The organism is Pandoraea nosoerga, assembly GCF_902459585.1.
GTDB lineage: Bacteria > Pseudomonadota > Gammaproteobacteria > Burkholderiales > Burkholderiaceae > Pandoraea > Pandoraea nosoerga.
Map to the genome: position 1 here is coordinate 124,607 of NZ_CABPSC010000007.1, position 25,166 is coordinate 149,772.

Sequence of the window (25,166 nt, forward strand, 5' to 3'; positions counted from 1 at the left end):
TTGCCAGTCAGCGGGCACCCTGGGAGCCCATGGCAGGCCAGAGTCGCGGTAGCACGGATACGCGCTGCCCGCCGCCATCACACCGCCCCCACGATCTTCTTCAGCAAACCCTCGCTCTGCTGCTCCAGCGCGAGGATGTCGGCGCGGATTTCGGCCAGTGTGCGCAGCGGCGCGGGCTTGTAGAAGTAGCGGGCGAAGGAAATTTCGTAGCCGATCTGGGTCTTGCTCCGGTCGATCCAGGCATCCGGGGCGTGGGGCAGCACCTCGCGCTCGAAAAACGCCTCGATGCCGCCGGGCTCCTTGAGCGGCACCTGCTCGGTGTCGCGCAGCTCCGGGTCGGGCTCGTACTCGACCAGGAAGCGATCCTTGCCAACGACCTCCAAATACCTGCCGTCAAAGCCCTGCTCGAAGTGCCCGTCCATTTTCAGCTTGGTGCGCTTGGCAATCACCGGCGGCGCCGATTCGTCGCGCCAGCTCACGGCCTTGAAGATCGCCTTCTTTTCGGCGGCGGTCGGTTTCTTGTCGTGTGCGGCCATGGCGGCGTCGAAGCGCTTGCGGAACACGTTGTGGTCGTCGAAGACGCCGTCGCCCAGCTCCTGCCGAGCCAGTAGCGCCAGTTCCAGCAGCGCCTTGTCGCGTTGCCACGTCGTGGCATCGAGCAGCTTCTTGCGGCGCTTCTCGGGCACTGCCTTCTTTGCGGGCGTGCCCTCGTCCTCATCGCCCTCCAATTCGTCTTCTTCTTCCCCAGTATCGCCCTTCAGCCAGGCTTCGATTTCGGGCTTGAGCTTGGCGAACCGGGTGTAGAGCGCATCGCCATACCGGGCCCAAAGCTCGGCGCGCAGCGCCTCATCGCCGCTGGCAAAGCGCAGGCTCTCGATGGCGCTGCGCTTGAGCTGGCTCTTCAAGCGCAGCGGGCGTTCGACGGTGATCTTCCAGTAGCCGAAGTCGGCGTTGTCGAACCATTTGCATTCGGGTGTGTCTTGCGGCTGCCCGAGGTAGAGGTCCAGAATGCGCTGGATGTCGGCCTCGGCGAGCTCGCAATTCTTCTTGCCCAGGTTGCGGCGCAGCGGCGCAAACCATTTGCTGGCGTCGATCAACTGCACGCGGCCCTTGCGGTGCTCGGCCTTGCGGTTGGCGAGCACCCAGATGTAGGTGGCGATGCCGGTGTTATAGAAGATGTTGAGCGGCAGCGCGATGATGGCTTCGAGCCAGTCGTTCTCGATCACCCAACGGCGGATGTTGCTTTCGCCCTGGCCGGCGTCGCCAGTGAACAGGGCCGAGCCGTTGTGGACGATGGCGATGCGGCTGCCCAGGGGTGAGTTCTTCTTCATCTTCTGCAGCTTGTTCACGAGGAACATGAGCTGCCCGTCGCTGGTGCGGGTGATGAGCCGGAACTCGGGGGCGCCGCCGTGGCTCACGATGAAGCGCGGGTCGGAAAAGCCCTGCTTGCCGCCCATGCGCTCCAGATCGGTCTTCCAGCTCTTGCCGTAGGGCGGGTTGGAGATCATGAAGTCGAACTCGCGGGCGCGGAACTGGTCGGCCGAGAGGGTGGACTTGTCCGCGCCGCCGACGATGTGCTCGGCCTCGTCGCCCTCGCCCTTCAAGAGCAGATCGGCCTTGCAGATGGCGTAGGTTTCGGGATTGATCTCCTGCCCGAAGAGATGGATGGAAACTTCCTTGCCGTGCTCCTCGGCCAACTCCTGAAGCGTCTCCTCCGCGACGGTCAACATGCCCCCGGTGCCGCAGGCGCCGTCATAGAGCAGGTAGGTGCCGGACTGGATTTGGTCGGCGACGGGCAGGAACAGCAGCTTGGCCATGAGCTTGACCACGTCGCGCGGTGTGAAGTGCTCGCCAGCCTCCTCGTTGTTTTCTTCGTTGAAGCGACGGATGAGTTCCTCGAACACGGTGCCCATGCCGTGGTTGTCCAGCGCGGGCAGCTTGATGCGGCCGTCGGCGTCCTTGACCGGCAACGGCGACAGGTTGATGTCCGGGTCGAGAAAGTCCTCGATCAGATAGCCCAGCACATGGGCATCGACCAGGGTCTGGATCTGGTCGCGAAACTTGAACTTGGTGAGGATCTCCTGGACGTTGGGCGAAAAGCCGTCGAGGTAGGCGATGAAGTCTTCGCGCAGGCGCTGGCCCTGGCTTGCGGCCTTGAGCTTGGCCAGCGTGAATTCGGACGTGTTGTAGAAGGCCTGGCCGGCGGCCATGCGCAAGGCCCCGTCCTGCTCGGCGACCTTGTTCGTGTCGAGGAAGCGTTTGCGCTCCAGCACCTTCTGCTTGGTCGGCTCCAGCACCGCATCTAGCCGCCGCAATACCGTGAAGGGCAGGATGACGTCGCGGTACTTGCCGCGCACGTACACGTCGCGCAGGCGGTCATCCGCGATGTTCCAGATGAAGTCGGAGATCCATTTGATCTGGCTTTGGTCTTGTACTTTTCCGCTGTTCATATCGTCATGTTCTGTTCGCGCGGCACGGGCTGGGCTTGGGCATGTCAATCCTTATGGCCTTGCCGCCCCCCTTCGGTCTGCTCCGTGATCCACAGGTCGATTTCCTGGCGCCGGAAGCGCCAGGTGCCCCCGACTTTGAATGCCGGGATCTTCTTGGCCGCTGCCAGGCGGTACACCGTGCGCTTGCCCACCTTGAGGTAGGCCGCCACTTCATCGAGCGTGAATATCTCTGCCGCGTCGTCTGTCATCGCTGTTTCACCCGGTGCCGAAAGTAGGCCGGCATGGTGGTAATCTTGGCTAGGATACGGCAAAATCGTGCAATCTTGAACAGCTAACCGATTTACTTGGCAGGAGGGGGGATGATCGACCCGGCAAGCCAGGCCCAACTGAAGGAGGCCATCGCGGACTGCATCGGCACCGACCAAGGGGTGCTGGATGCGCTGCGGGAAGAGATTCGCCCGCTGAAAAGCGCCACACGCCGCATTCAGCCGCGCGCGACGACGTCCATCTCGCTGGTCGGCACCGATGGCGGAAACAACCAGCTCCAGTTCGACCCCTTTCTGATCCAGCTGGTCCGGGTGGTGGACAGCAGTAACAACGAGTACTGCTTGGAGGCCGTCTCGCCCACCACACCGGTTCAGAAGCTCAATGAGCGTCAGTTCGGGTCGGACGGGTCGGCGCGCACAGCCTTGGGCGAGATGATGGCTTTTTTGGGCGTCGACAACCTGCCGGCGCTCTCTCACATGATTCGACCGACCGACAAGGGCAAGCCGGTCTCTCCCAGCTGGGTGCAGGTCTACCGGGAGCTGGTCGAGTGGGCCATCTTGTTCGCGATCCTGAAGAAGGACTTTGGCACCGATACCTTGATCGTTTGCGACGGCCTGCTGCGCAGCAAGGTCTTCGCCAAGGATCGGTTCCAGCGGCTGCTCCAAGGCATGAAGGAGCGTATCGACGCGCAGTGGAACAAGAGCCGTCGTCGGGTGTACCTCGCTGGTGTGGCCAAGCACAGCAAGGTGCTTTCGCGGTATCGGCTCGCCATGGCCCTGGAAGGCGTGCTTCAAACTGACTACCCGGCCTACGTGGAAGTGCCGCGTGAAGTGGAGGAGAAGGCCTACGTCTGGTCGGAGTTCGCGCGAGGAGATGACCGCGCTGATGATGGCGGGGAGACCAACAAGTTTGTCGGCGGCAAGATGTTCTTGGTGAAATTCGGGTCGCACCGGCGTGACCCGGTGTGGCCGGTTGACGTCTTTGTTCCGCAAGTTGGCGATGCTCAGACCATCCTCGGCTCGATGCTGGCTGACGCGATCAACGGCTTTCCGGTGCCGCACTATCCGCGTTGCCTGCAGAAGGCCCATGAAAACGCAGCCCTGGTCGATTTCGATTTCGACATCCTGCAGGACTTCATTTACGAAGGTGTGCGATCGAGTCTTGGCGGTGACGCCGGGACCCTGGACGCGTTTCAGCTACAGGACGCTGACCCAGCCCAACGCCGGTACGGATAAGGAAGCACAACATGGCAGAAATTCAACTCTTTCCCAGGGAGCAGGTCGTCGGCATCTTCCGGGGCTTCCAGCAAGGCGGCATGGAGTTCCACGCCGACCTGGTATTGCCGTACCGGAACGAGTTCCAGAACATCCCGATGCACGGGCAGTTCCTCCTTGTCCAATTGGAGACGCCCGATGAGGCCGTGCTGGGACGCATCGCCTCCTTCTCCTCGGAGGGCAAACTGTCTTTCGGCTCCGGCGAGGAATTCAATATCCGCGCAGTCCGCGAGGAGCGGCCGATCCCCGAGGATCTGCGCGAGCAATACCTCAAGTACCGGGTCAACATTCGCGTGCTGGGCGTGCTGCGAAAGAATGGCAAGGGGCTGACGTTCGTCCCCTCGCATCGCCGGCTTCCCCATGTAGGCAGCAAGGTGGCCTTCCCGAGCGATGAGGTGCTGCGCGAGATCGCCGGCCACAACATCGACGGAGCTCCCATCGGCCATCTCGCCTTCGGCGAGTACATCTACGCCGCGGGCAGCAAGTCCTTCCAATCGCAGGAATGGATGCAGGTCGTAGACCCGGAGGTGCTGGTCCGCTTCCCCATCGAGTCGCTTGTGTCTCGCCGCAGCTTCATCTTTGCCCGCGCGGGCTTCGGCAAGTCCAATCTCAACAAGCTGCTTTTCTCGAAGCTCTACGAGACGACACCCTTCGTCACCAAGCGTGCCGGCAAGCAAGTTCCCGTAGGCACGGTGATCTTCGATCCGGATGGCGAGTATTTCTGGCCCGATGACAAAGGCCGCCCAGGTCTCTGCGATGTCCCGGCGCTGGAGGACAAGGTCGTCGTCTTTACGGACAGGAGGAATCCAAGTCCCTTCTACCAGTCGTTCGTGGCGGGCGGCATCAAACTGGACATCCGGCGCTTGCGCCCAGGCGATGTGATCTCGATCGCGCTCGGACCCGAGCGCCAGGAGCAGCAGAACGTTCGCAAGCTACGCGGTCTTCCGCAAGACCGGTGGGAGTCGCTGGTCAACCTGATCGACACCAACGGGAATACCACGCCGCTGGACGACATTTGTGGGCTGCTCGACCTTGACCCCCAGCGGCAAGAGGCCGAGGCCTTGGCGGCCCGAGGCAACATGACAGCGATCGTGAAGATGCTGCATGACAAGAGCAGCCAGCTCATGGACATGCTGGTTCACGCGTTGTCCGAGGGGAAGCTGTGCGTCATCGACGTGTCCCAGATGCGTGGCGGTCAGTCATTGGTGCTATCGGGGTTGATTCTTCGCCGGATCTTCGACCGCAACCAACAGGAATTCACCGCAGCCGACCCGAAGACGATTCCGACGATTGCCGTCGTCGAAGAAGCGCAGTCGGTGCTGAACGAGAACGCCCCGGCTGCCGAGCCCTACGTCGCTTGGGTAAAGGAGGGCCGCAAATACGACCTCGGCGCGCTGTTGATTACCCAGCAGCCGGGCAGCATCCCTGTCGAGATTCTCAGCCAGGGCGACAACTGGTTCATCTTCCATCTGCTGTCGGCAGCGGATCTCACCTCACTGAAACGGGCCAATGCCCATTTCAGCGACGACTTGCTGAGCTCGCTGCTCAATGAGCCCATCCCGGGCCAGGGTGTGTTTTGGAGCTCAGTGGGAGGCAAGCCTTACCCGGTCAGCCTTCGCGCCTTGTCCTTCGAGAAGATGTTCTCGATGCGCGATCATGACTACAACCAGCCTGCGGGCAATACCTATGCGCAAACCCTGCGCAGCACTTTCTCCGGGATGAGGCAGATGGCGGCCCGTGTCCCGGAAGCCGAGGGCACCGGCGGCTTGTTTCCAGCGGAGACGGAGCATGAAGAAGCCGACTCCGTGGATGTCATGGCAGCCATTGAGCGGCGCGCTATCGAAGCTCTGCAGGGAAACGACGACCTTCGCCAGAAACTCGAATCCCAAAATGGCATGCCATGGTATGGGGTTCAACAGTTCCTGATCGACCACTTGCCGGAGCACTTGGAGGACCGCCGTCAGTTTGCGTACAACTTGGTCTCGAAGGCCATGAACGCAGTGTTTGGACCACAACCCACAGCGTGGGAGACCTTCAAGAACCCAGGCACAGGAAAGACGTGGATAAGAGTCAGAAAATGACCGTTAACTTTCAGCGTGGCGATACCGCCCTGAATGGAATTTGTCCGTACTTCACGATGTTCCCGCTCGATTTTCCGCTGAACATACTGCAGCGGAAAGCGCGCCCGGGTGATGTCGTGCTTGATCCATTCTGTGGCCGGGGCACCACCAATTTCGCGGCGCGTCTGGTCGGCCTCCGTTCCCTTGGGGTGGATTCCAGTCCGGTTGCCGCAGCCATTACGGCTTCCAAGCTCGCGACAGCCACCGTCGAAGACATCCTTGCCGAAGCGCGCAAGATTCTGACCGAACGTGAGGCGCACCGCATCCCGACCGGTGAGTTTTGGCAATGGGCATTTCACTCCACCGTGCTGGATTCGCTGTGTCGGTTCCGGGAGGCATTTCTGGAGGACTGCGCCACGGACGCGCGCATCGCGCTGCGCGGCATTGTGCTGGGTGCCCTGCATGGCCCGAAGCAGAAGACCTTCCCGAGCTACTTCTCCAACCAATGCCCCCGCACCTACGCTCCCAAGCCTGCCTATGCGACACGCTTCTGGCAAGGGCGGGGACTTGTGCCCGAGCCTATCGACGTGTTGGCCGTGATCGAACGCCGGGCGAAGCGCTACTTCGGAACGTCTTCCGACATCACGGGCGCCGTGCGATTGGCAGACAGCCGCGAGGCGGGAGCGCTCCACCCGAACACTGCGGGCACTCGGTTCGACTGGGTGATCACCTCGCCGCCGTACTACGGGATGCGGACCTACATTCCCGACCAGTGGCTGCGCAACTGGTTCGTCGGCGGTCCCGACGCTGTTGACTACAGCAATCGCGATCAGGTCGTACATTCCAGTCCCGAGGACTTCGCAGCTGATCTGCGCCGGGTGTGGCGGAACGCGGAAGAGGTGTGCGCCGAAGATGCAAGAATGGTCATTCGATTCGGCGGCATCACGGACAGGCGCGCCGACCCGCTGGACCTCATCAAGAGCTCTCTCGGTGACAGCGGCTGGCGCATCACCACGATCAGGGAGGCAGGCTCCGCCACCGAAGGCAAGCGCCAGGCAGATGCCTTCCTTCGCACCAAGTCCAAACCGATGGTCGAGTACGACGTTTGGGCGACCAGACAGTAGCCTGTGGCCCGGGTTGCCTTGAGCTTCCCAGCTTTCACTTTTCTGCCCGCCCGGGTCGAAGAGCGAAAGTGGGCCGCGAAATGAGCGAAATCAACGAAATGAGAGTCCCGACAAGGACTTGCGGGCGTTTTGGTGAGGCGAAGCGAGCGAAATGAGCTTCGCGCCACTACGCGAGTCGGTACACCCGCGTTGGCGTACCCGGCGTGTCGGCAGGCCGCTCGACCCACTGCACGCTGATCCTGGGCGGCGTGCTGGCCAACAGGTGCTCCAGGCTGGCGTCGATCCGCGCCTTGGTCACCTTGCCCCGGAAGCACTCCGCGCTGATCTGGCTGCGCGTGGCCTGGCCACGCTCGTGGAGGAAAGCCAGCACGCGGTTCGACATTTCCAGCACCTGCGCCAGCTTCGCCTCCTCGGCGGCGCTGACGAACACGAAGCGCACGGACGCCGTGGCGTGGCGAATCCATGCCGTCGCCGCGTCGATGTGCTTGGCATCGATGCGGGTTTGCAGATCGGTCAGCGCCATCAGCATCGCCAGCCGTAGCAGCATCGGGGCACGGCGCTCCAACAACGCGCCGACGACGCCGTCGCCGAGATCGTCGTTCAGTTCGCCCCGGTAGAGCTGGGCATAGCGCCATTGCGCCTGCGGCGATAGCTCCATCCGCAGGTGGTCGCGACGGTCGTGCCGATTGGCATGAACGAAGGCCAACACCTCGAGCGTCCTGCACGCCAGATGCTCCACCACCGCCTGCGGCGTCTCCTTCGGGAAGGGCAGCATCCGCGTGCGCTCGGCCCAGATCAACAGGAAGCGATTGGCGAAGCCGTTGGTGAGATCGCGGGCGCTCATCAGGCCCGTCAGTTCGCTGGGCGAGATCGCGCCGCTCAGGCAGACGTGTGGTTGGCTGGCGTAAAGCCGGTTCGACTTGGTGGCGGGCTTCAGATCGACGCCATCCCAACAATCGCGCAGCGCCGCCGACAGCGTGTTGCCGTCGCGCCGTCCCTGATGCAGCACGTTGGCGAATTCGGATTCGACCACCCACAGCCGCTTGTCCTCGATGGCGGGCACCTCTAGTCGGCCTTGCCGATAACCATCGTGCATCAGCGCCACCAACCCCTCGCGGCTGGACAGGCCGCCGCGATGAATCTGCGGCGCGAAGCCTTCGTCCATCGCGCGCAGCGCCTGATCGATGCGCAGCACCAGCGACACCGCGTCGCCCTTGCGGCCACGGCCCGAGCGCCCGACATGCAAGCAGAACAGCCGCGCGTGGTGGCGGGTGTTGCCGACAGGCAGGTACACGCCGCGCCCGACCGCGCAGGACAGATAGGCCATGAAGTTGGCGGCGATGGCGACTGCATTGGTTTCCGTGCCTTCGCTGCCGGCATGGGCCACGTCGCCGATCAGGCCATACAGGCACGCCGGATCGGCCACGGGCGCATTGCGATGCGCGACCATCGCCGCCTCTCCGCCGTCATCGGCATCGTCCGGCGGTGATGTGGCGTGCGGTCGGTGAATAGCATCGCCGATCCGTCGCATTCACTTTCCGTCCAGCGCCACGGTCTGGATGATGTTCTCGAACTCGGCCAGCACGTCAGGCTGGCGCTGCGACAGAAAACGGAACACCGCCTTGTTGTCGATCAGCTTGCCGAGGTAGCCGCGTGCCAGGACCAGGAGTAGCACGTCCTGACCGTAGGACTTTTCGACCAGCTTCAGTTGCCCTTGGATGTTTCCCATCTCGCGCTCCATCTTCACCATCTGTTCCGCCGTGACGCCGGGCAGCTTCCGAGGCCGCTTCTCGCTGACCAGCAGGTGCGGCGGCGTGGCCGCAAGCAGGGCTTCGGCGTAGGCGACCGTCATGTTGTTGGCAGTGAGCATCAGCTCCACGCACTCGACCTGCCGGGTGGGTTTGAGTTTGCGCAGCACCGAACCGAGGTTGGCAGAGAAGTGCTGATCCTTCAGCATCTCGACCGCCTCCGGGCAGATGCCTTCGAGCAGGCTCACCTTCTTGTGGATCTGGCTGATGTCCACGTTCAGCGCCTTGGCCAGCCGCTCGGGCGAAACGCCACGCTCGACTGCTCGCCGAAGCATGTGGTGCTCCTGAATGGACGAGATGCGGTTGATCCGGTTGTTGTAGGTGTAGCTTTCGTCGTCGGTAGCGACCAGGCACGGTGCGTCGACGTAGCCGAGCTGCCGCAGCGCCAGCAGGCGCATGTGCCCGTCGAGCAGGATGTGCTGGCCGGTGGCCTTATCGGCCTTGCCCACGCTCAAGGGTTCGATCAGTCCGACTGCTTCCATCGAGGCCATGATCTGCTTGAACTTTCGCGACGTATTCAAGCCCTCCGGCGTCTTGCGCGACGGCAGAATCCGATCCAGCGCAAGCGTGATCGGTTCTGGGATGAACCCCAGCGGCGGGCGGCTCATGCCGCGTGACCTCCAGCCCAGACGCGCTCGGCCAGTTGCTTGGGCAAGGTGTCCAGTCCTTCGGCGCGCAGCAGGTTGGAGAAATGCTCGTCGGCCAGCAACTGGCGCAGCGCCTCGATCACGAACAGCAGGCGCTGCTGGGTGAATTCGGCCTTCTTGACCATCAGCTTCTGCCGCTCGACCTCGTGCTGGTAGTTGCGCACCAGGCTGGAGGTGGTGACGGACGCTCCCTTGCGCGTGGGCCGGTGGGCCAGCGTTTTGCCCAAGCTGCTGCGCCGCTGAAGCACGCGACGCGCCTGCATCAGTTGCCCGCCGCGCAGTTGGCCGCTTTCGTAGGCGTCCTGCAACGCGGCCTGCACCGCTTCTTCGTCGCTTGCGCCCGCGATGGTGATGGCGACGCTGAGCGGAACCCTTCCGGCCTCGACGGCGGCCAGCAGGCGTTCCTCGCTCTTTTCGAAGAGGAGCAGGATGCCTTTGATGTAGTCGAGACTCAGGCCGGTCTTCTGGGCGATGACGCGCTTGTCGTAGCCCTGTTGGCTCAACTGCTCGATGCTCATCAGCAGTTCCAGCGCACTGTATTTCCTGCGGGCGATGTTCTCGGTCAGGCTCATGATGAAGGCGTCTTCGTCATTGACCCGCACCACCAGTGCCGGAATCTCTCTCTCGCCGAGCGACTTGAAAGCCTTGAGCCGTCCCTCACCGCAGATCAGCAGGTAGCGTTTGCCGTCTTCGAGATCGTCGCGCGGCGTGACCGTGACCGGCTTCTTCAGACCGACGTTCTTGATGTTGCCGACGATCTCCTCGAACACGCGGCCGTTGCGGTCGCGTGGGTTGAGCACCGCGATCTGATCGACCGGGATCATCTGCAGCTCGGTGGCGTGGTGCATTTTGCTCATGCGACTCTCCTCAGACGGCTGCGCTCGGCCATGCCGTAGAGGTAGTCCAGGCTGTCGAAGCGGTAGCTCTCGAATTCGAGGCCGTTGTGATCGGCCAGGTGAATGCGCGGCTGGCCGAAGTCCAAACGCGGCAGCAAGTAGTAGTCCAACGCAGCCTGATTGCTGTCATCCAGACGCACGGCGACCGTGATGTCGGGCGTCAGGCTGGTATCGAAGCGCACCTTCCAGCGGCGGCGGTCGTTGTCCAGCAACTGGCAGCGCGAGAGCACCAGCGAGACGGTGAACTCGCGGTTGACCGTGAGCAGGTCGGTCGCCGGATCGCGCGCGACCGCGCCGCCGACATCGGCGATCATCCGCTCGGTTTGGCCGACGATCTCCGGGTGGAGGCGGCGCAGGAACTGGTTGACCTCCAGATACTGGTAGTCCCGATCCGGCGTGAAGCCCACCGTCTGGTAGGCGCGGATCAGGCTGCCGAAGCGGTGCGCGTAGGCCGCCGCCGACGGCATCCCCTCGGACTCGTCGATGATCAGGCCGGACAGGTAGCCGTGCTGCTGGAAGAGCCGCCGCAGCTTCTCGATCAGCTCCTCGTTGCTGAAGCGGTGGGCGCGTTCGCGCAGGATGCCTTGCGCCGTGTAGAACAGCTCGGGCGGCACGATGCCCTCGAACGCGCCTTCCTTCTTGATCCACATCTCCGGGCGGTTCACCACGCGCACCTTCTTGAGCTTGAAGGAGCGCCTGTTGTAGACGTTGTTGCCGATGTATTTCTCGTTGGACAACACCTCGCGCACCGTGGCCCGCGTCCAGTCGCGCCCGAGGTCGGTCCGAATGCCGCGGGTGTTGAGCCGGTCGGCGATCTCGGATTCGAACAGGCCGTCCTCGACGAACCAGCGGTAGATCTGGTTCACGACCGCCACTTCCTCGTCCGGGCCGGGCTGCAGGATCACGCGGTCGGTTTGCAGGCTCTTGTGCTCACCACGCGAAAGCTGCCCCTTCACCGCACCGGACTGGTCGATCAGCACGCGTCGCAGACCGTAGCCCGCTGGCCCGCCTTGGCGGAATCCGAGTTCGATCAGGCGGCACTGTCCGGCGAACACCTTCGCCGACAGCTCGCGGCTGTATTCGCCCGCCATTGCACGTTTGACGCCTTTGACGATGGTGGACACCGGCGAGCCGTCGTTCTCGAACTGCTCGGCGCAGTAGGCGACCTGAATTCCGGCGCGGCGGCAGATGTATTCGTAGTAGGCGCTTTCGTCGGCGTCCTGGAACCGGCCCCAGCGGCTCACGTCGTAGACGAGGATGATCTGGAAGTCGGCCTTGCCTGCCTGGACGTCGCCGATCAGTTGCTGGAGCGCCTGCCGACCGTCGATGCGCAGACCGCTCTTGCCCTCGTCGGCGTAGGTGCGGACGATCTCGATGTTGCGCCGGGCGGCGTACTCGCGAATTTTGTCGGCCTGGTTCTCCGTCGAGTATTGCTGGTGCTCGGTGGACATGCGCACGTACTGCGCGGCGCGGAACACCGGCCCCGGCGGACTTATAGGCGATTCGTTCGATTGCATAGACCCGGTCACTCCGTGATTGGCGATCTCGGGTCTGCCGCCCCTTCAATGGACACGCCGCCGCCGCACGGCGGCAACGCACACGGTTGGAATCGTTGCCATGCAGGATGTTCGAGAGAACCCGTTTTGGAAGCAAAGTTACGGGCGAATCGACGAGGCGTCGATCACGTCCTCTCTTGACACGTCCATCTTGCACGGACACGTCACGCAGACCGGCGTGATCTCGACGACCCACGAGTCGCCGTTTTCCCTCGGCAATGCCGGATGCAGCGTGATGCGGTACAGGCCGCTCGGCAGGTCGCACGCGTCCATCTTTGCAAGATCGCCGTTTCGGCCCTGGTCCCGCGACCGCGGCTGCTCGCGGTTGCGCTGTGCGTACTCGGGCCGGGCGTCGCGGTAGTTTCGCCAGTAGTCCTGATTGCGCTGCGACCACGCCTGCTGGGCGGCGCGCTGGTTGATCCGGTAGTCCGGATCGGATTGGAGCTTGGCTCGCTGCCACTGGCGCTTGCGGGCGCGCTGGCAGTCGGGCGCGGAACAGAAGGCTTGGTCGGGAACTTGCGGGCGGGGTTCGAAGGGCTCGCCGCAGCAGGTGCAGTGTCGGGTCATCGTCGGGGTCTCCATGCAAATCCGCACGGAAGCCGCGACCGATCACCGTCGCCGGATGATCACGGGGGCGATCAGGCGCTCATGGGAGCGAGGCCGCGCGATTACTCATGGGCGACCACTTCCATGTAGGGCCGCATCACGTTGGCGACCCGGCACACCTTGGCGTACCGCCACAGATCCTCCGCCGAGGCCTTGCGCGCCCTCCAGGCATCTTTCAGCGCCTCCATCGCCACATCCAGACCGATCTTGTTGCGGTGCTTGAAGCAGTCCACGACCGTCTTGGCCGCGCTGTAGACCCGCAGCGTCACGCCGTCGCCCCGGTGTTCCTCGATGCCTGCTGCGTGGGCATCACCCGTCATCTGCACCATCCTGATCGGCGGCCAATCGATGCGCGGCGCGTGGCAGCCGCGCGGCATGGCGATCCAGACCTGGGGTGGCAGTTGGGTGGTCAGTCCGTGGAATTGCAGCGCGGACAGCAGGCAGAACACGGCCTGCGGCGCTCTGGCCGCCACCACCACGAGGCTTTCGTGTTCCGAGACCGGATGGCCGGGTAGGCGGTAGAGGCCGCGCCCGACCCGGTCCAGCAGGCCGGCGGCGATCAGGCGCGTCAGGACGACCCGTGGCGCGTCGATGGCGTCCAGATCGCTGGCGCGCAGCAAACCTTTCTGGCTGGCCAGATCGAGCACGCGCTGGCTGTGGGTGTCGGCGGGCATGGCTGGAGCATGTTCCATATATTCTCTCAATGTAGCATTTTGGAGAAACATAGGAACATCGTGCTGCTGGATGCGGTGATTAGCTGCCACATTCGCCGCACATCATGCGGAGAATGACTTGCCCTTGCGGCGAATAAGGTGTTTAATCTCCGCATGGATAGCGGAGAAAAACTCTACATCTGGCAGGCCAACGACTGGCCGAAATGGCGCTACGACCTGTCGGCGCTCACTGGCCCGTTGACCGAGGTCAGCCGCGCCCAAGGCGTGCTGCTGGGCCGTCTGGCCGACGTGGGCATGGCGCTGCGCGATCAGGCCAGCCTCGCCGCCTTGACCGAGGACGTGGTCAAAACCAGCGAAATCGAAGGTGAAGTGCTGAACGTGGAATCCGTGCGCTCGTCCATCGCCCGGCGCTTGGGCGTGGACATCGGCGCAGTGGCTCCGGTGGATCGGCACGTCGAAGGCGTCGTGGAGATGGTGCTCGACGCCACCTCGCGCAGCGCCGAACCACTGACCGCCGAGCGCCTGTTCGGCTGGCACGCCGCCCTGTTCCCGACCGGGTACTCGGGCATGAATAGGCTCACCGTGGGCCAGTGGCGCGACGATGCCGCCGGGCCGATGCAGGTGGTTTCCGGCCCGGTGGGGCGACGCAAGGTTCACTTCCAGGCACCGCCCGCCGACGTGCTGCCCGTGGAGACGGCGCGCTTCCTCGCATGGGCCAATGAGGAAACCGGCGAGCCCATGCTCATCAAGGCCGGGCTGGCGCATCTGTGGTTCGTCACGCTGCACCCCTTCGACGACGGCAACGGCCGCATCGCCCGCGCCGTGGGCGACCTGTTCCTCGCGCGCGCCGATGGTAGCCCGCAACGCTTCTACAGCCTGTCGGCGCAAATCCAGCGCGAGCGCAAGGACTACTACGACGTGCTGGAGCGCACGCAGAAGGGCACGCTCGACGCCACCGGCTGGCTGTCGTGGTTCCTCGACACACTCGGGCGCGCCGTCACCAGCGCACAGTCCACGCTGGATGCCGTGCTGGTCAAAGCACGCTTCTGGCAACGCTGGGCGGGCATGTCGTTGAACGAGCGGCAGGTGAAACTGCTCAACCGCCTGCTCGACGGCTTCGAGGGCAAGCTCACGAGCAGCAAGTGGGCCGCCATCGCCAAGTGCTCGCCCGACACCGCGTTGCGCGACATCACGCAGTTGCTGGAATTGGGCGTGCTGAAAAAATCGCCCGGCGGCGGGCGCAGCACCGGCTACGAGCTCGCGGACTGAAGTGCATCGACGGGCATGCCCGCACCGCTGCGGCACGGACGCAGGTGATGCACCTCCCAGCGGAAGACTTCTTCGATGCTGAAACGGATGACGTCACCGTTCGCCATCCTGTAGAAAGGAATGCCGAGCCGCTGGCGTTCCTGATTCTGGTGAAGCCAGTGAGCGGGCAATCCAGTGATGTCGGCCACCTCCTTGGCGGAGTAGAAAATCTGATCGCGCCGACCGGGTCGCTGCTGCATCATCTGCTCGATGGCGTCTTCGCGCGCGGTGGGCGAGGATTCGGACAAGGCGCGTCCGGCGCTGGATCTCCACGTCACCTGCGCCTTGCGCTCGAAGGCCTCGACCTCCATCAGGAGGTAGCGGACAGACCTGCCGATGTGCCATGCGGGCGGGCCGATGCCCTCCGAACGCCAGCGTTGGAGCGTCTTGGGCGAGAGGTTCCACCTCGAGCACAGCTGCGTTTCGTTGAGAACCGGATACTTGATTGGCGGTTCATCCGGGCCGGTGTCGGCGCGGCGGGTAGTGGAGTCAGCCTTGGGTTTCATCATGCGCCTCCGTCAGGGCGGCCTCGGCCGCCGCAAGGCTGCCGTACTGCGCGATGAGCGCGAAGGCCTCGTTGAGGTAGTACCGCTTCGGCTCGGGCGCGGCTGGCACCTGAGGTTCGACGACGGGCGTCGCCGCCGTCAATGGCGGCAAGGCAGCGTCGTTGGGCATCCCCTGGCGGTTTGCCTGCTCATAGGCCACGATTTCAGCCACCGCGTAGCGGACGGCCTTGGAGAGCTTGAAGTACGGTGGGCCGCGCTCTTCGCTGCGCCAGCGTTGCAAGGTCTTGATGCTGATGTTCCAGCGCAAGGCAAGTTCGGTTTCGGTGAAGGCGGGTTCGGTCAACATGGCGCTCCTTTCGTCGTTCGTGCTGGGCATTACGGCGGCGAACGCGACGAAAGCCAAGTTGCAGGCCCAGAAGCGCCCGGCATTGGCGACGGCTGCGAGTGCCAATCGGCCTCTCTGAACTTCCGGTCGTGGGCATGCGCGGGGGCGCGGAATCCTTCCTCGGAATCGCGCACATATGGCGGGGTTTCCGACCCGTGGCGAGGCACAGCGGAGAAGCGGGTTTCGTTTCTTGTTAAACTACGCCACCAGAAATTCTGTGCCCCGGACGTATATCGCGTCTCGGGGCGTTATTGTTGCTTCTGCCGGTAGTCGAGCGCTGTAACGTTCGGCAGTGCCGCTTATGTCAACAAACTTCGGTACAGGTCGAGATAGCTGCCGATCATCCGATTGCTAGTAAAAAGGTCAAGAAAGCGTTCGCGCGCGGCGTGCCCCATTCTCTCGCGTTCCGCGGGAGCTTGCCAAAGCCTCACAAGTGCAGCTCGCAACGCATTGACGTTCGCTGGCGGCACGACGATACCTGTTTGTTCTGCGACGTTGATAAACGTCGTTCCGGTGCCGATCTCCGCTGAGATCATCGGCTTACCATGCATCGCAGCTTCGAGTAGCGAGATGCCGAATGCTTCGGACCTGATGTGCGAGGGAAAGACGAACCCGGAGCACAGACGTAGCAAGGCGTTCTTATCGCTTTCCGATAGAGCCCCCAAGAACTTGATGTTCGCGAGACCGCGCGCGGACGCCTCGAGCGATGGGCGCAGTGGGCCATCGCCGACAATGACAATTTGGCAATCGGTTCCTCGCGCGGCCTCGATCAGATACTCCACACCCTTGTAGTATCTCAGGACGCCGACAAACAGGAAGAAGCGAGGGCCAAGACACGCCAACCAGCGTGCGAGCGTGGCGTCGTCCGGTGGTTGATATGTCGATTCGTCCAGGCCGAAAGGAATGATCGCTACTTTGTCTTTGAACCGCTGCAGTCCCGGGCTCGTAAGAGCGTAATTTGGCGACGTGGCGACAATCTTGTCGACACTGCCCAAAAACCAGTGCTGCAGCGGACGATATAGTTGAAGCAGTGCTTTTTGGCGGACGATATCCGAGTGATATGTTACGACGGTAGGCTTGCGGTGTCGCGCCAGTGCATGAGCGACGTCCATGAACGGCCACGGGAAATGGTAATGCACAATGTCGGCCGACTTAGCCAATTCGTGTAAATCACCTATCGCGGAAACAGAAACGGTATTCGACGCAATCTCAAAATTGCGGCGGGCACGATACAGCGTGTATCCGGCTACTGTATCAGAGCCCACCGGTGCCCCCGGAGGGGCAATCGTAAGCACGTTGTTGCGAGTGCCGACCCGGGTGCACCCTATCGCAATCTGATGAATGACCTGCTCAACACCACCGAAGGTGTCTGGATAGGCGGTTTTGTAAAACTGAAGAATATTCATCGGGAACAGTGGCTCTTGATTATGCAGTTACGGCTTTGGTAGCCACGCCCATCGAACAATACTAGGACGTATATCGCGCAACTATCTCGTCCGGGGTGCCGTCTGCCACGATCTGTCCCTGTTCCATCAATATCGCACGGTCACAATACGATTTGACAGCGCCCAGATCGTGAGAGGAGAGCACGACGATACGCGAGCTGGTAATTAATTTGTCCAGTCGAGCTTTTGCTTTTGCTCGGAACGATTCATCGCCAGCACCAATGACCTCGTCCAAAATCAAGATGTCCGGTGTGAAATGAGTAGAGATTGCGAACGCTAGGCGGAGGAACATCCCTGTCGAGTACGTTCGTACAGGAAGGTTGATGAAATCTCCGAGCTCGGAAAATTCGACGATTTCGTCAACGGCCTTATTGGCTTCACGGAATGAAAAACCCATGAAAACTAGACGGAAAACGATATTTTTCAGTCCGGTCGCGTTTGGCTCCATCCCGAGTGTGAAATCCGTCAGCGCGCTGATTTTGCCACGTAACGTCACTTCACCACTGGTGGGAGGATAAACGCCAGACAAAACGCGGAGCAAAGTGGTCTTGCCTGCCCCGTTATGGCCCACAATCCCCAGTCGACAACCATCGTCGATGCGCAGCGAAATATCGCGAAGCGCATGTACATAGTTCACCAGTTCAGTTTTCCTGCTGCCGCCGAGCACGCCGCCCACTTTTTGGGAGAGCAGTGACTGGAGAGAGTGAGAGTAGTGGCCCATCAACGGGTATCGCAGATGTACCGATTTCAGTTCAATCATCTCAAACTCAGACCCAGTAAATAATTTCGCGATTCATCCGCGAATATACGATCAGCGAAAGCAGGATAGTCAGTGCGGTCCATGCGCAGAGGGACAAGAGTGCCCACTCATTGACCGCTATACCGATGAGCGGATTTCGAATCAATTCAAGCAACGATGCAAACGGGTTTATATACACGTACTTCCGATATTGCTCCGGCAGAAATGTGACCTTCCACATAATGGGCGTGACCAGAAAGATCAGCTGGAACAAAAGACCAACGAGCTGGATCAGGTCCCTGAACCGAGTGCACATTGCTGCGACGAAATAGGTCGCAAAGAAAATAAAAACGAACGCTAAGAGCAGCCCTGCGAGAAACTCCCAGTTCAGGTTCGGATGAACATCACTCGACCACAAAAGCAGCACGATAATCGTGGGAGCGTTATGCAGCAACGTGAGCACGTTTCTATAGATATGTGCACCGATGGACAGCATGAACGGCTGCTTATCGTTTAAGTAAAGCCGTGCGTCTGCGATGAACGCACCAGAGCTATCATTGATCGTTTGGGAAATGAACAGATAGACGATATGACCCACGCCGACGTATGGCAAATATTCCGAAATTTGCATTCGCCAGATAAGCGACCACACGAGGCCCGTGCACAGAATTTGCACCAGCGTGGTAATGCTCAACCACGTCTGGCCAAACTTGGAACGGGCGTACCGCGTACGCAACGTAGTAATACCCATCAAGTGAACCAGACGCCAATTTCTCAGCGTATACAGAAAGTCATTCAACATTTGCCAGCCTGTCGAACATGTTAGCGTACTGCTGTGACGACTCGCTCCACTCCACAACCAAATCGCGCGTTTCGCGCAGATTAGCTTCGCGGAGTGCCTCGGAAGCCATCAGTGCTTCAATCTTTTTCGCGGTCGCCCGGACATCGGTAAATACCGCGCTGGTATGCGGTGGCGGAGTCTGATCGGAGGTCTGCTCGAGTACATGCCGACCAATGTTGACTAACGTGGGCGTGCCGACACTGGCGGCCTCGAATTGTGGGTACACACCCAAGCCACCCTCCACGAAGCTGGGGTGCAGTACGAGATCTGCTATGTAATACAGTGCGGCGTGCTGAAACGCCGGTACACGAATGATCTCGTGAATGCGCTCATACAAAATCGGGTATTGCTCTTTGGCTTCTACCGGTACTTCGGCGGTGAAAACAAAGTGATATTGGTACTCGGCTTCGTTAGAAACCAGGTAGTTCATCAGCTCGAGCAACGCGCCGAAGCCTTTGTACGGTCGCAACTGCGTCGATACCATCAAAATCTTGTCTCGCGGTCGCTGGACTTTCTGCAACAAACGCCAAAGGACCGATTTGTTAACCAAATCCTTGGCGAGCTGTAGGCGTGCCGCGCTGCGCGACTCGCCCGAATATTTTTCGGGACTCCACGCATCTAGAAGCCCTGCGGCATTCCTTTTTCCGATGGCTTGCAGCTTGGGAAGGAATTGAGCATAGCTTGGACTTCCGTTATGCAGCACTGTGATCTTGGCGGGGTTCATTTTCAGAACGCGCGTAAGATAGTCTTGGTTGGCTTCCGACTGGGTGGAGATCCACGTGGCGTCCTCGAAATGAGAACGAAACTTGCGCAGCAGAATCGGCGCAATACCGGCAAATTCGCGGTATTCGAAAACGAAAGGATCCCAGAACGAGCAGACTTTTTTCGCCTTGATGCGTTCGGTTCCCGGAATGATCGGGGTCGGGAACCAATAGACCGTGCGGCCTGGCAGGAACCATCCTCTGCGTTGAAGAAAATAGTGCCAGTAAAGCGAGAGCGAGTACTTGGCGAGTTCCCACCGCACGGAGAAACTATGGAAACGGGGCAACCGAAATTTGGTTGCTGCGATCTCGATCAGACTCGGTGAGTCTTGCGAAGACAGCGTAATCTCGACGCTCCTCTTACGTTTGCCGAAACCGATGGGATGAACGCGTACGTTCGGGTGCTTTTCGAGCACCTTCCGCAGATCCGGTGCGTGATCTTTAGATACGACCACACAAAATCGGCTGTCGGCCGGCGCGTGGGTCAAAATGTTCTCTACAGTTTGCGCGATACCTTCTCCGCGCCACGAAGAGCCAGGGCGCAACGGCAGCCAAACGACATGTTCCTGCGGATCAGACAATTAGCTCGCTCCATGACTTGAACTGACGGCCGCGATCATCGATAAAGAAATTGACGATCGGTTTTCCCATGATCAGCTGATCGTAGACGAAGCCGTGCTGGTCGAGCCAATGCTTGGTCACACGGTATTGTTCCCACCCACGCGCCGTCCAGAGGATGATCGTGTTGTCATGCTCCTTTAGCATGCGCAGCGCCTCTACCGCGCCTTCCAGGGGCGTCGCGAGCGGTCGCTCGAAGGTCTTCTCTTCCGTGCAAATGGTGCCGTCGATGTCGATACACAGCGTTTTGCCGCGAACGTTAAGCAATGAATCGGTAAAAGTCACGTCGTGCTCTCTTCATTTCTAAGGGGCGGAACTCCCGGCGGGGGAGCGAAATACCGAACGACTCTTCGACAAATAACTCGATGACAGGAAAACCGGCGGCGATCGAAGCTGTTACGCCACCACCGAGCCGAGCGTTGATTTCAATGAGTACAGTTTCGCCCGAATCGCTCTGGAACGTCTGAACCGTCAATGGACCCCAGAACAGCCCCGAACGGGCAATTTTATCGAATACGGCCATCTCGCTTTCGCGAGGTTGTCGAACAACGCAGTGATCGACTTCCCCGTCGATCACTGCGAGTCGATCTCGCGAACTCGCGTGAACATTACCTTTTTCGTCGATGTACAAATCGTGCGTGGTTTCTGCGCCTCTGATGAGTTCCTGAATAATGTGCGTGGACTCGAGCCCGGAAAGCAGATGATGTTGATCTGGACCGAGGATGTGGATGCCTTTGCCGCCAAATCCCTCAATGGGTTTCGCGATAACGGTGATCTTTTCTTTCAGATTGCTGAAATAGCGCCGAGGATGGCGAATGCTCACCTGTTCGCAAAACTCCGACGTAAGCGCTTTGTTCAGAGATATCTCCGCGCCTTGCAGCGAGGGGCCGACAATGCGGCCACCGCCAAAATCCTTGCCCGCGAGGCGGGCGATGGACGGAATTGCTGCGTCCATGCAGCCCAGTACGCTGGCCCGGCGCATTTTCAAAAACTCACTCAGATAGATGTCGAAGTCGGCATCCTTGAACTTGGGGGCTGCGACGACTTCGGCGACAGCGGAGATCGGGTAAAAATCTTCCGAGCGTTCAAGCGAATAGAACCGCGCACCGCCTTGCGGCTGCAACAGACTATCGATTTGCTCTGCCAGCGTAACGCGTCGGGCGCCGCCAAGGAGGGCGATGTTGGGCACTTGGGGCCTCGCTTACTAGTGTCGTTTGGGGAGTGGCAGGCCGGGGCAGAATGGTCTGCGGCCCCGGCCCGAACTCCATGTCGGCAGGTATTTACCGCGTTGGAGTCTTACTACTGAAATGTGTGCAGCTAGCGCCAAAAGGCAGATAGACTCTCACACACAAAATGAACATTGTCGCGTGTCAAACCGGGCCAGCTCGGGAGGTTCAGGCCCGTCGCAGAGACCTGTTCGGCACCCGGGAAGTGACCTTCCGATGAGCAATGGGGAAGCGTATGAGCCGGATAGAATACCGGCCGTGTTTCGATGCCCTTCGCTTTTAGGTGGTCGCGCACCGGTTGACGTTGAGCCGGGTCATCGACGGAGACCGAGCACATCCAGAACGAATGCCTTGTGCCAGGCTGTTCGTCATGCGTTTTGAGCGGGAGATTCGAGAGACCCTCGCGATACCACGAAGCTATCTCGCGCTTCTTTGCGATGATTTCTTCCGCCTGTTCGAGTTGAGCGAGACCAATGGCCGCCGCGATGTTCGTCATGCGATAGTTGTACGCAAGAGTGTCATGCCAGTATTCTCGCGTGGGAGAAACGCCTTGGTTTTTGAGGTGGTATGCGCGTTCCGCGACGGCTTTTTCGCGGAAGACAACCATGCCACCTTCGCCCGTCGTGATTGTCTTGTTTCCGAAAAAACTGAAGGTAGCCACGTCTCCGAACGTGCCGACGTGTTGCCCCTTATATAACGTGCCGAATGCTTCGGCGGCATCCTCAACCAATAGCAGTTTATTCTCGCGGCAAATGGTCGAGATGGCGTCCATGTCGCAGGGCAGGCCGTATAGATGGACTACCATCACTGCTTTGGTGCGCGGTGTGATTTTCCGCCGAACATCGTCCGGATCGATTTGCCATGTCGATGCCAGAGAGTCCACATAAACTGGTGTGGCACCCGTTTGCAAGATAGTATTGATCGAAGCCACATAAGTCAGCGTGGGGACGATGACTTCGTCACCGGGACCGACGCCGAGCGCTTCCAACGCCAAGTGAATGGCAACCGTACCATTAGACACAGTGGTGACGTGGCCGGCACCGATGAACTTGGCGAAACCTTGCTCAAAGCGGCTAATGAATTCGCCTTTGGATGAAATCCACGTCGAATCCAGGCACTCGTTGACGTATGCCTTTTCGCGGCCCGTCAAATAGGGTTTGTAGACAGGGATCATGACAGACGGATATACCGCTTACTCGTTGTAGTTAAAGTACTTGAAGCCATGCTGCTTGACCAGTTCGTCGCGCTGCGCACCCTTCATGTCTTCCCTCATCATCTCCGATACCAGTTCCTGGAACGACGTCGCGGGAACCCAGCCCAGTTTTTCACGCGCTTTGGTCGGATCACCGAGAAGCGTTTCGACTTCCGACGGACGGAAATACCGCGGATCGACGGCCACGATGCATTTGCCAGTCGCTACGTCGTAACCCTTCTCGTCAATATCTTTGCCTTCCCAGCGAATTGCGATACCGATTTCGCGGGCGGCGACTTCGACGAACTCGCGAACCGAATGTTGCTCACCGGTGGCGATAACGAAATCCTCGGGTTCGCTTTGCTGCAGCATCAGCCACTGCATTTCGACATAGTCACGAGCGTGGCCCCAATCACGCAGCGCGTTCATGTTGCCGAGGTACAAGCAGTCCTGCAGACCGAGTTTGATACGAGCAAGGGCACGAGTGATTTTGCGCGTTACAAACGTTTCGCCGCGAATGGGAGACTCATGGTTGAAGAGAATCCCATTACAAGCGTAGATTCCGTACGCTTCGCGGTAGTTAACCGTGATCCAGTAGGCGTACATTTTTGCGACCGCGTACGGTGAGCGCGGATAAAATGGCGTGGTTTCCTTCTGTGGAATTTCTTGCACCAGACCATACAGCTCCGACGTTGACGCTTGGTAGAATTTGGTCTTTTCCTCAAGCCCCGCAATTCGAATCGCCTCTAGAATGCGAAGTGCACCCAATGCGTCGGAATTCGCGGTGTATTCCGGTTCCTGGAACGAGACAGCCACGTGGCTTTGTGCGGCCAGATTATAAATTTCGTCCGGCCGGACTTCGTTGACAATCCGGATCAGGCTCGACGAATCCGTCAGGTCGCCGTAGTGGAGCGTCAGGTCATAACCTTTATCGTGCGGATCATGATAGAGATGATCGATACGATCGGTATTGAACAGCGACGCTCGGCGACGGACGCCGTGCACCTCGTAGCCTTTTGTCAACAAGAACTCCGCGAGATATGCGCCATCCTGCCCGGTAATGCCAGTAATTAGTGCTCGCTTCTTAGTCAAAATATTCCTCAACTCTTATTGACGACCGTACACATCGTCGAATCGCTTGATATCGTCTTCGCCCAGATACCCCCCGCTTTGTACTTCGATAATCACAAGCGGGAGGCGACCTGGGTTGGCCAGTCGATGCTTGTGACCTGCGGGAATGTATGTTGACTCGTTTGTATTTACGAGAAATTCACGATCTCCATTGACGACCTGAGCCATGCCGGAGACCACGATCCAGTGTTCGCTGCGATGGTAATGCATCTGCAAGCTGAGACTGGCGCCAGGCTTCACTTCAATACGTTTGATCTTGAAGCCGTTGCCTTCTTCCAAAACGGTATACGTGCCCCAGGGGCGATGTACCGTTCGATGAAGTTTGTGGGCTTCGTGGCCGGAACGCTTCAACTCGGCGTAGATATGCTTTACGTCCTGGGAGCGGGATTTGTCGGCCACCAGCACGGCGTCAGGTGTGTCGACAATCACGAGATTCTCCACGCCGACGGTGCTCACCAAGCGGCCATCACTATGAATCGTGCAATTCCGTGTGTCGTGGGCGAGGACTTCGCCTTGGAGGCGATTGCCGTTGGCGTCGGCAGGCGACAGTTCGCCAAGCGCTGTCCATGATCCGATATCACTCCATCCGATGTCGCAGGGAATGACCGCCACGGCACTGGACTTCTCCATAATTGCGTAATCGAGAGATTCGTCGCGCACTGCCGGGAACTTGTCACCATCAAGGGCGACTCGTAGCGAGCCAGCTGTCGTCATGCTGTTGCTCTGCTCGCTGATACACAGGGCCGTGGCGTCGAGAATATCCGCGCAATGCTCGCGCATTTGTGCGAGCATTGCGCCGGCTGTGAAGCAGAACATACCGGAGTTCCAGAGAAAACGTCCCGATTCTACATAATGGCGGGCCTTTTCTTCGGACGGCTTCTCGACGAATCGCACGACTGAACGCTGATTCGCCTCGATATAGCCATAACCTGTTTCGGGCGACGTCGGGGCAATTCCGAACGTCACCAGTTTTCCCTGGGCGGCCAGATTGGACGCTTCAGCGACGGCAGCAGTAAACGCCGCCTGATTTTGAATGATGTGGTCTGCCGCAAGCACCAAAATCTGAGCGTCCTCCCCATAGCGCTGAGCAACCTGAAGGGCAGCAGCAGCAATGGCAGGAGCAGTGTTACGCCCACACGGCTCAAGAATGAACGAGGTGCACACGCCATCGATATCCAACTCACGAAACTCGTCTTCCATCTTGAAGAGCAGGTTTCCGTTGGTGACGACGAGAATGTCGCTAACGCCAGGTAGAGATGCGCCACGCAGAAAAGCCTTTTGAATCAAACTCTGGCCATCCGCGAGTCGGATAAACGGTTTCGGGTGGAGCTCGCGCGAAACTGGCCACAAGCGTGAACCCGCGCCGCCACAAAGAATGACGGGAATCAACCTGCCAGGCTGCCCGTTTGTCGTCGGCGTTGGATTTTTCGTCATATTCTCATTTCCCATCGCTCGCCCTTTTTGGGCTTCTTAAAAACCATCGATCTATTGAACTGGATGAAGTTAATCCAATTTAACAAATCGATATGCCATTCGAAATAATTGCAAAAAAATTCCAACTGAACCCCGAGTTACGCACGTATTGTGAACGGCGAATTCAGAGTCCCCAACCCTAGACGCCAACGACGCGATGGGCAGTCATCTTGACAGGC

Annotated in this window: 23 protein-coding genes; 4 read left to right on the plus strand and 19 right to left on the minus strand. The window is 60.1% G+C overall.

The window, feature by feature from the left end; translation table 11 throughout:
* Positions 1 to 77: 77 nt before the first annotated feature.
* Positions 78 to 2,450 carry a type I restriction-modification system subunit M gene (locus PNO31109_RS11025; protein ID WP_053822734.1) on the minus strand — a complete coding sequence of 791 codons (2,373 nt, stop codon included), beginning with the start codon at positions 2,448 to 2,450 and terminating at the stop codon, positions 78 to 80.
* Positions 2,451 to 2,494: 44 nt separating this feature from the next.
* Positions 2,495 to 2,698: a methylation-associated defense system helix-turn-helix domain-containing protein MAD1 gene (mads1, locus tag PNO31109_RS11030; RefSeq protein ID WP_053822733.1), complete on the minus strand. Its 204-nt coding sequence runs from the start codon at positions 2,696 to 2,698 to the stop codon at positions 2,495 to 2,497.
* Positions 2,699 to 2,809: 111 nt separating this feature from the next.
* On the opposite strand from mads1, the gene PNO31109_RS11035 reads away from it, so the two are divergent.
* Genes PNO31109_RS11035 through PNO31109_RS11045 form a run of 3 tightly spaced genes read left to right on the plus strand, consistent with a single transcriptional unit; the run spans position 2,810 to position 7,175 of the window.
* On the plus strand, positions 2,810 to 3,952 hold the full coding sequence (locus PNO31109_RS11035; RefSeq protein ID WP_053822732.1) for a hypothetical protein: 1,143 nt from the start codon (positions 2,810 to 2,812) through the stop codon (positions 3,950 to 3,952).
* A gap of 11 nt (positions 3,953 to 3,963) precedes the next feature.
* On the plus strand, positions 3,964 to 6,072 hold the full coding sequence (locus PNO31109_RS22400; protein ID WP_053822731.1) for an ATP-binding protein: 2,109 nt from the start codon (positions 3,964 to 3,966) through the stop codon (positions 6,070 to 6,072).
* Entirely contained in the window at positions 6,069 to 7,175 is a 1,107-nt protein-coding gene (locus tag PNO31109_RS11045) for a DNA methyltransferase (protein WP_063392212.1), read from the plus strand. Before PNO31109_RS22400 ends, PNO31109_RS11045 begins: the two co-directional genes overlap by 4 nt.
* A 166-nt stretch (positions 7,176 to 7,341) precedes the next feature.
* Here the strand turns inward: PNO31109_RS11045 and PNO31109_RS11050 are convergent, their stop codons facing one another.
* From PNO31109_RS11050 to PNO31109_RS11075, 6 genes are all read right to left on the minus strand, one after another.
* Complete coding sequence (locus PNO31109_RS11050) at positions 7,342 to 8,706, minus strand: hypothetical protein (RefSeq protein WP_053822729.1); 1,365 nt, start codon at positions 8,704 to 8,706, stop codon at positions 7,342 to 7,344.
* On the minus strand, positions 8,707 to 9,591 hold the full coding sequence (locus PNO31109_RS11055) for a plasmid partitioning protein RepB C-terminal domain-containing protein (RefSeq protein WP_053822728.1): 885 nt from the start codon (positions 9,589 to 9,591) through the stop codon (positions 8,707 to 8,709). It lies immediately after the preceding gene.
* Positions 9,588 to 10,487, minus strand: a complete 900-nt coding sequence (locus tag PNO31109_RS11060; RefSeq protein ID WP_061953543.1) for a plasmid partitioning protein RepB C-terminal domain-containing protein — start codon at positions 10,485 to 10,487, stop codon at positions 9,588 to 9,590. Before PNO31109_RS11060 ends, PNO31109_RS11055 begins: the two co-directional genes overlap by 4 nt.
* The gene (locus PNO31109_RS11065; RefSeq protein WP_053822726.1) at positions 10,484 to 12,043 is read right to left on the minus strand and encodes a recombinase family protein; all 1,560 of its coding nucleotides are present in this window, start codon (positions 12,041 to 12,043) and stop codon (positions 10,484 to 10,486) included. The genes PNO31109_RS11060 and PNO31109_RS11065 overlap by 4 nt, the downstream gene beginning before the upstream one ends.
* Positions 12,044 to 12,181: 138 nt before the next feature.
* Complete coding sequence (locus PNO31109_RS11070; RefSeq protein ID WP_053823232.1) at positions 12,182 to 12,649, minus strand: hypothetical protein; 468 nt, start codon at positions 12,647 to 12,649, stop codon at positions 12,182 to 12,184.
* A gap of 101 nt (positions 12,650 to 12,750) precedes the next feature.
* Positions 12,751 to 13,362, minus strand: a complete 612-nt coding sequence (locus PNO31109_RS11075; protein ID WP_053822725.1) for a type IV toxin-antitoxin system AbiEi family antitoxin domain-containing protein — start codon at positions 13,360 to 13,362, stop codon at positions 12,751 to 12,753.
* 153 nt (positions 13,363 to 13,515) lie between these two features.
* Between PNO31109_RS11075 and PNO31109_RS11080 the strand changes: the two genes are divergently transcribed.
* Positions 13,516 to 14,631 carry a Fic family protein gene (locus PNO31109_RS11080; protein ID WP_061953545.1) on the plus strand — a complete coding sequence of 372 codons (1,116 nt, stop codon included), beginning with the start codon at positions 13,516 to 13,518 and terminating at the stop codon, positions 14,629 to 14,631.
* On the opposite strand, the gene PNO31109_RS22145 is transcribed toward PNO31109_RS11080, so the two are convergent.
* The 11 genes from PNO31109_RS22145 to PNO31109_RS11135 form a co-directional block, all read right to left on the minus strand.
* Positions 14,613 to 15,179, minus strand: a complete 567-nt coding sequence (locus PNO31109_RS22145; RefSeq protein WP_235430215.1) for a helix-turn-helix transcriptional regulator — start codon at positions 15,177 to 15,179, stop codon at positions 14,613 to 14,615. The genes PNO31109_RS11080 and PNO31109_RS22145 overlap by 19 nt on opposite strands.
* The gene (locus PNO31109_RS21925; RefSeq protein ID WP_060784888.1) at positions 15,160 to 15,627 is read right to left on the minus strand and encodes a helix-turn-helix domain-containing protein; all 468 of its coding nucleotides are present in this window, start codon (positions 15,625 to 15,627) and stop codon (positions 15,160 to 15,162) included. The genes PNO31109_RS22145 and PNO31109_RS21925 overlap by 20 nt, the downstream gene beginning before the upstream one ends.
* A gap of 233 nt (positions 15,628 to 15,860) precedes the next feature.
* Positions 15,861 to 16,967 (minus strand): glycosyltransferase family 4 protein, encoded by a 1,107-nt coding sequence (locus PNO31109_RS11095; protein ID WP_150555579.1) that lies wholly within the window; start codon positions 16,965 to 16,967, stop codon positions 15,861 to 15,863.
* Positions 16,968 to 17,028: 61 nt separating this feature from the next.
* Complete coding sequence (locus PNO31109_RS11100) at positions 17,029 to 17,766, minus strand: ABC transporter ATP-binding protein (RefSeq protein ID WP_150555580.1); 738 nt, start codon at positions 17,764 to 17,766, stop codon at positions 17,029 to 17,031.
* Between the two features lie 7 nt (positions 17,767 to 17,773).
* The gene (locus PNO31109_RS11105; RefSeq protein ID WP_150555581.1) at positions 17,774 to 18,547 is read right to left on the minus strand and encodes an ABC transporter permease; all 774 of its coding nucleotides are present in this window, start codon (positions 18,545 to 18,547) and stop codon (positions 17,774 to 17,776) included.
* Positions 18,537 to 19,928 carry a glycosyltransferase gene (locus PNO31109_RS11110; RefSeq protein WP_150555582.1) on the minus strand — a complete coding sequence of 464 codons (1,392 nt, stop codon included), beginning with the start codon at positions 19,926 to 19,928 and terminating at the stop codon, positions 18,537 to 18,539. The genes PNO31109_RS11105 and PNO31109_RS11110 overlap by 11 nt, the downstream gene beginning before the upstream one ends.
* On the minus strand, positions 19,921 to 20,250 hold the full coding sequence (locus PNO31109_RS11115; RefSeq protein WP_206111020.1) for a hypothetical protein: 330 nt from the start codon (positions 20,248 to 20,250) through the stop codon (positions 19,921 to 19,923). The genes PNO31109_RS11110 and PNO31109_RS11115 overlap by 8 nt, the downstream gene beginning before the upstream one ends.
* Positions 20,225 to 21,154: an ATP-grasp domain-containing protein gene (locus PNO31109_RS11120; protein ID WP_150555583.1), complete on the minus strand. Its 930-nt coding sequence runs from the start codon at positions 21,152 to 21,154 to the stop codon at positions 20,225 to 20,227. Before PNO31109_RS11120 ends, PNO31109_RS11115 begins: the two co-directional genes overlap by 26 nt.
* A gap of 128 nt (positions 21,155 to 21,282) precedes the next feature.
* Positions 21,283 to 22,365 carry a DegT/DnrJ/EryC1/StrS family aminotransferase gene (locus PNO31109_RS11125; protein ID WP_150555584.1) on the minus strand — a complete coding sequence of 361 codons (1,083 nt, stop codon included), beginning with the start codon at positions 22,363 to 22,365 and terminating at the stop codon, positions 21,283 to 21,285.
* An 18-nt stretch (positions 22,366 to 22,383) separates the two neighbouring features.
* Positions 22,384 to 23,475, minus strand: a complete 1,092-nt coding sequence (gene gmd, locus PNO31109_RS11130) for a GDP-mannose 4,6-dehydratase (RefSeq protein WP_150555585.1) — start codon at positions 23,473 to 23,475, stop codon at positions 22,384 to 22,386.
* Positions 23,476 to 23,490: 15 nt separating this feature from the next.
* Positions 23,491 to 24,948 carry a mannose-1-phosphate guanylyltransferase/mannose-6-phosphate isomerase gene (locus PNO31109_RS11135; RefSeq protein ID WP_150555586.1) on the minus strand — a complete coding sequence of 486 codons (1,458 nt, stop codon included), beginning with the start codon at positions 24,946 to 24,948 and terminating at the stop codon, positions 23,491 to 23,493.
* Positions 24,949 to 25,166 lie beyond the last annotated feature (218 nt).

Bases quoted from the DNA above. Each gene is read 5' to 3' on its own strand.
- PNO31109_RS11025 (WP_053822734.1), bottom strand. From the start codon at position 2,450: ATGAACAGCGGAAAAGTACAAGACCAAAGCCAGATCAAATGGATCTCC.
- mads1 (WP_053822733.1), bottom strand. From the start codon at position 2,698: ATGACAGACGACGCGGCAGAGATATTCACGCTCGATGAAGTGGCGGCC.
- PNO31109_RS11035 (WP_053822732.1), top strand. From the start codon at position 2,810: ATGATCGACCCGGCAAGCCAGGCCCAACTGAAGGAGGCCATCGCGGAC.
- PNO31109_RS22400 (WP_053822731.1), top strand. From the start codon at position 3,964: ATGGCAGAAATTCAACTCTTTCCCAGGGAGCAGGTCGTCGGCATCTTC.
- PNO31109_RS11045 (WP_063392212.1), top strand. From the start codon at position 6,069: ATGACCGTTAACTTTCAGCGTGGCGATACCGCCCTGAATGGAATTTGT.
- PNO31109_RS11050 (WP_053822729.1), bottom strand. From the start codon at position 8,706: ATGCGACGGATCGGCGATGCTATTCACCGACCGCACGCCACATCACCG.
- PNO31109_RS11055 (WP_053822728.1), bottom strand. From the start codon at position 9,591: ATGAGCCGCCCGCCGCTGGGGTTCATCCCAGAACCGATCACGCTTGCG.
- PNO31109_RS11060 (WP_061953543.1), bottom strand. From the start codon at position 10,487: ATGAGCAAAATGCACCACGCCACCGAGCTGCAGATGATCCCGGTCGAT.
- PNO31109_RS11065 (WP_053822726.1), bottom strand. From the start codon at position 12,043: ATGCAATCGAACGAATCGCCTATAAGTCCGCCGGGGCCGGTGTTCCGC.
- PNO31109_RS11070 (WP_053823232.1), bottom strand. From the start codon at position 12,649: ATGACCCGACACTGCACCTGCTGCGGCGAGCCCTTCGAACCCCGCCCG.
- PNO31109_RS11075 (WP_053822725.1), bottom strand. From the start codon at position 13,362: ATGCCCGCCGACACCCACAGCCAGCGCGTGCTCGATCTGGCCAGCCAG.
- PNO31109_RS11080 (WP_061953545.1), top strand. From the start codon at position 13,516: ATGGATAGCGGAGAAAAACTCTACATCTGGCAGGCCAACGACTGGCCG.
- PNO31109_RS22145 (WP_235430215.1), bottom strand. From the start codon at position 15,179: ATGATGAAACCCAAGGCTGACTCCACTACCCGCCGCGCCGACACCGGC.
- PNO31109_RS11095 (WP_150555579.1), bottom strand. From the start codon at position 16,967: ATGAATATTCTTCAGTTTTACAAAACCGCCTATCCAGACACCTTCGGT.
- PNO31109_RS11100 (WP_150555580.1), bottom strand. From the start codon at position 17,766: ATGATTGAACTGAAATCGGTACATCTGCGATACCCGTTGATGGGCCAC.
- PNO31109_RS11105 (WP_150555581.1), bottom strand. From the start codon at position 18,547: ATGTTGAATGACTTTCTGTATACGCTGAGAAATTGGCGTCTGGTTCAC.
- PNO31109_RS11125 (WP_150555584.1), bottom strand. From the start codon at position 22,365: ATGATCCCTGTCTACAAACCCTATTTGACGGGCCGCGAAAAGGCATAC.
- PNO31109_RS11135 (WP_150555586.1), bottom strand. From the start codon at position 24,948: ATGACGAAAAATCCAACGCCGACGACAAACGGGCAGCCTGGCAGGTTG.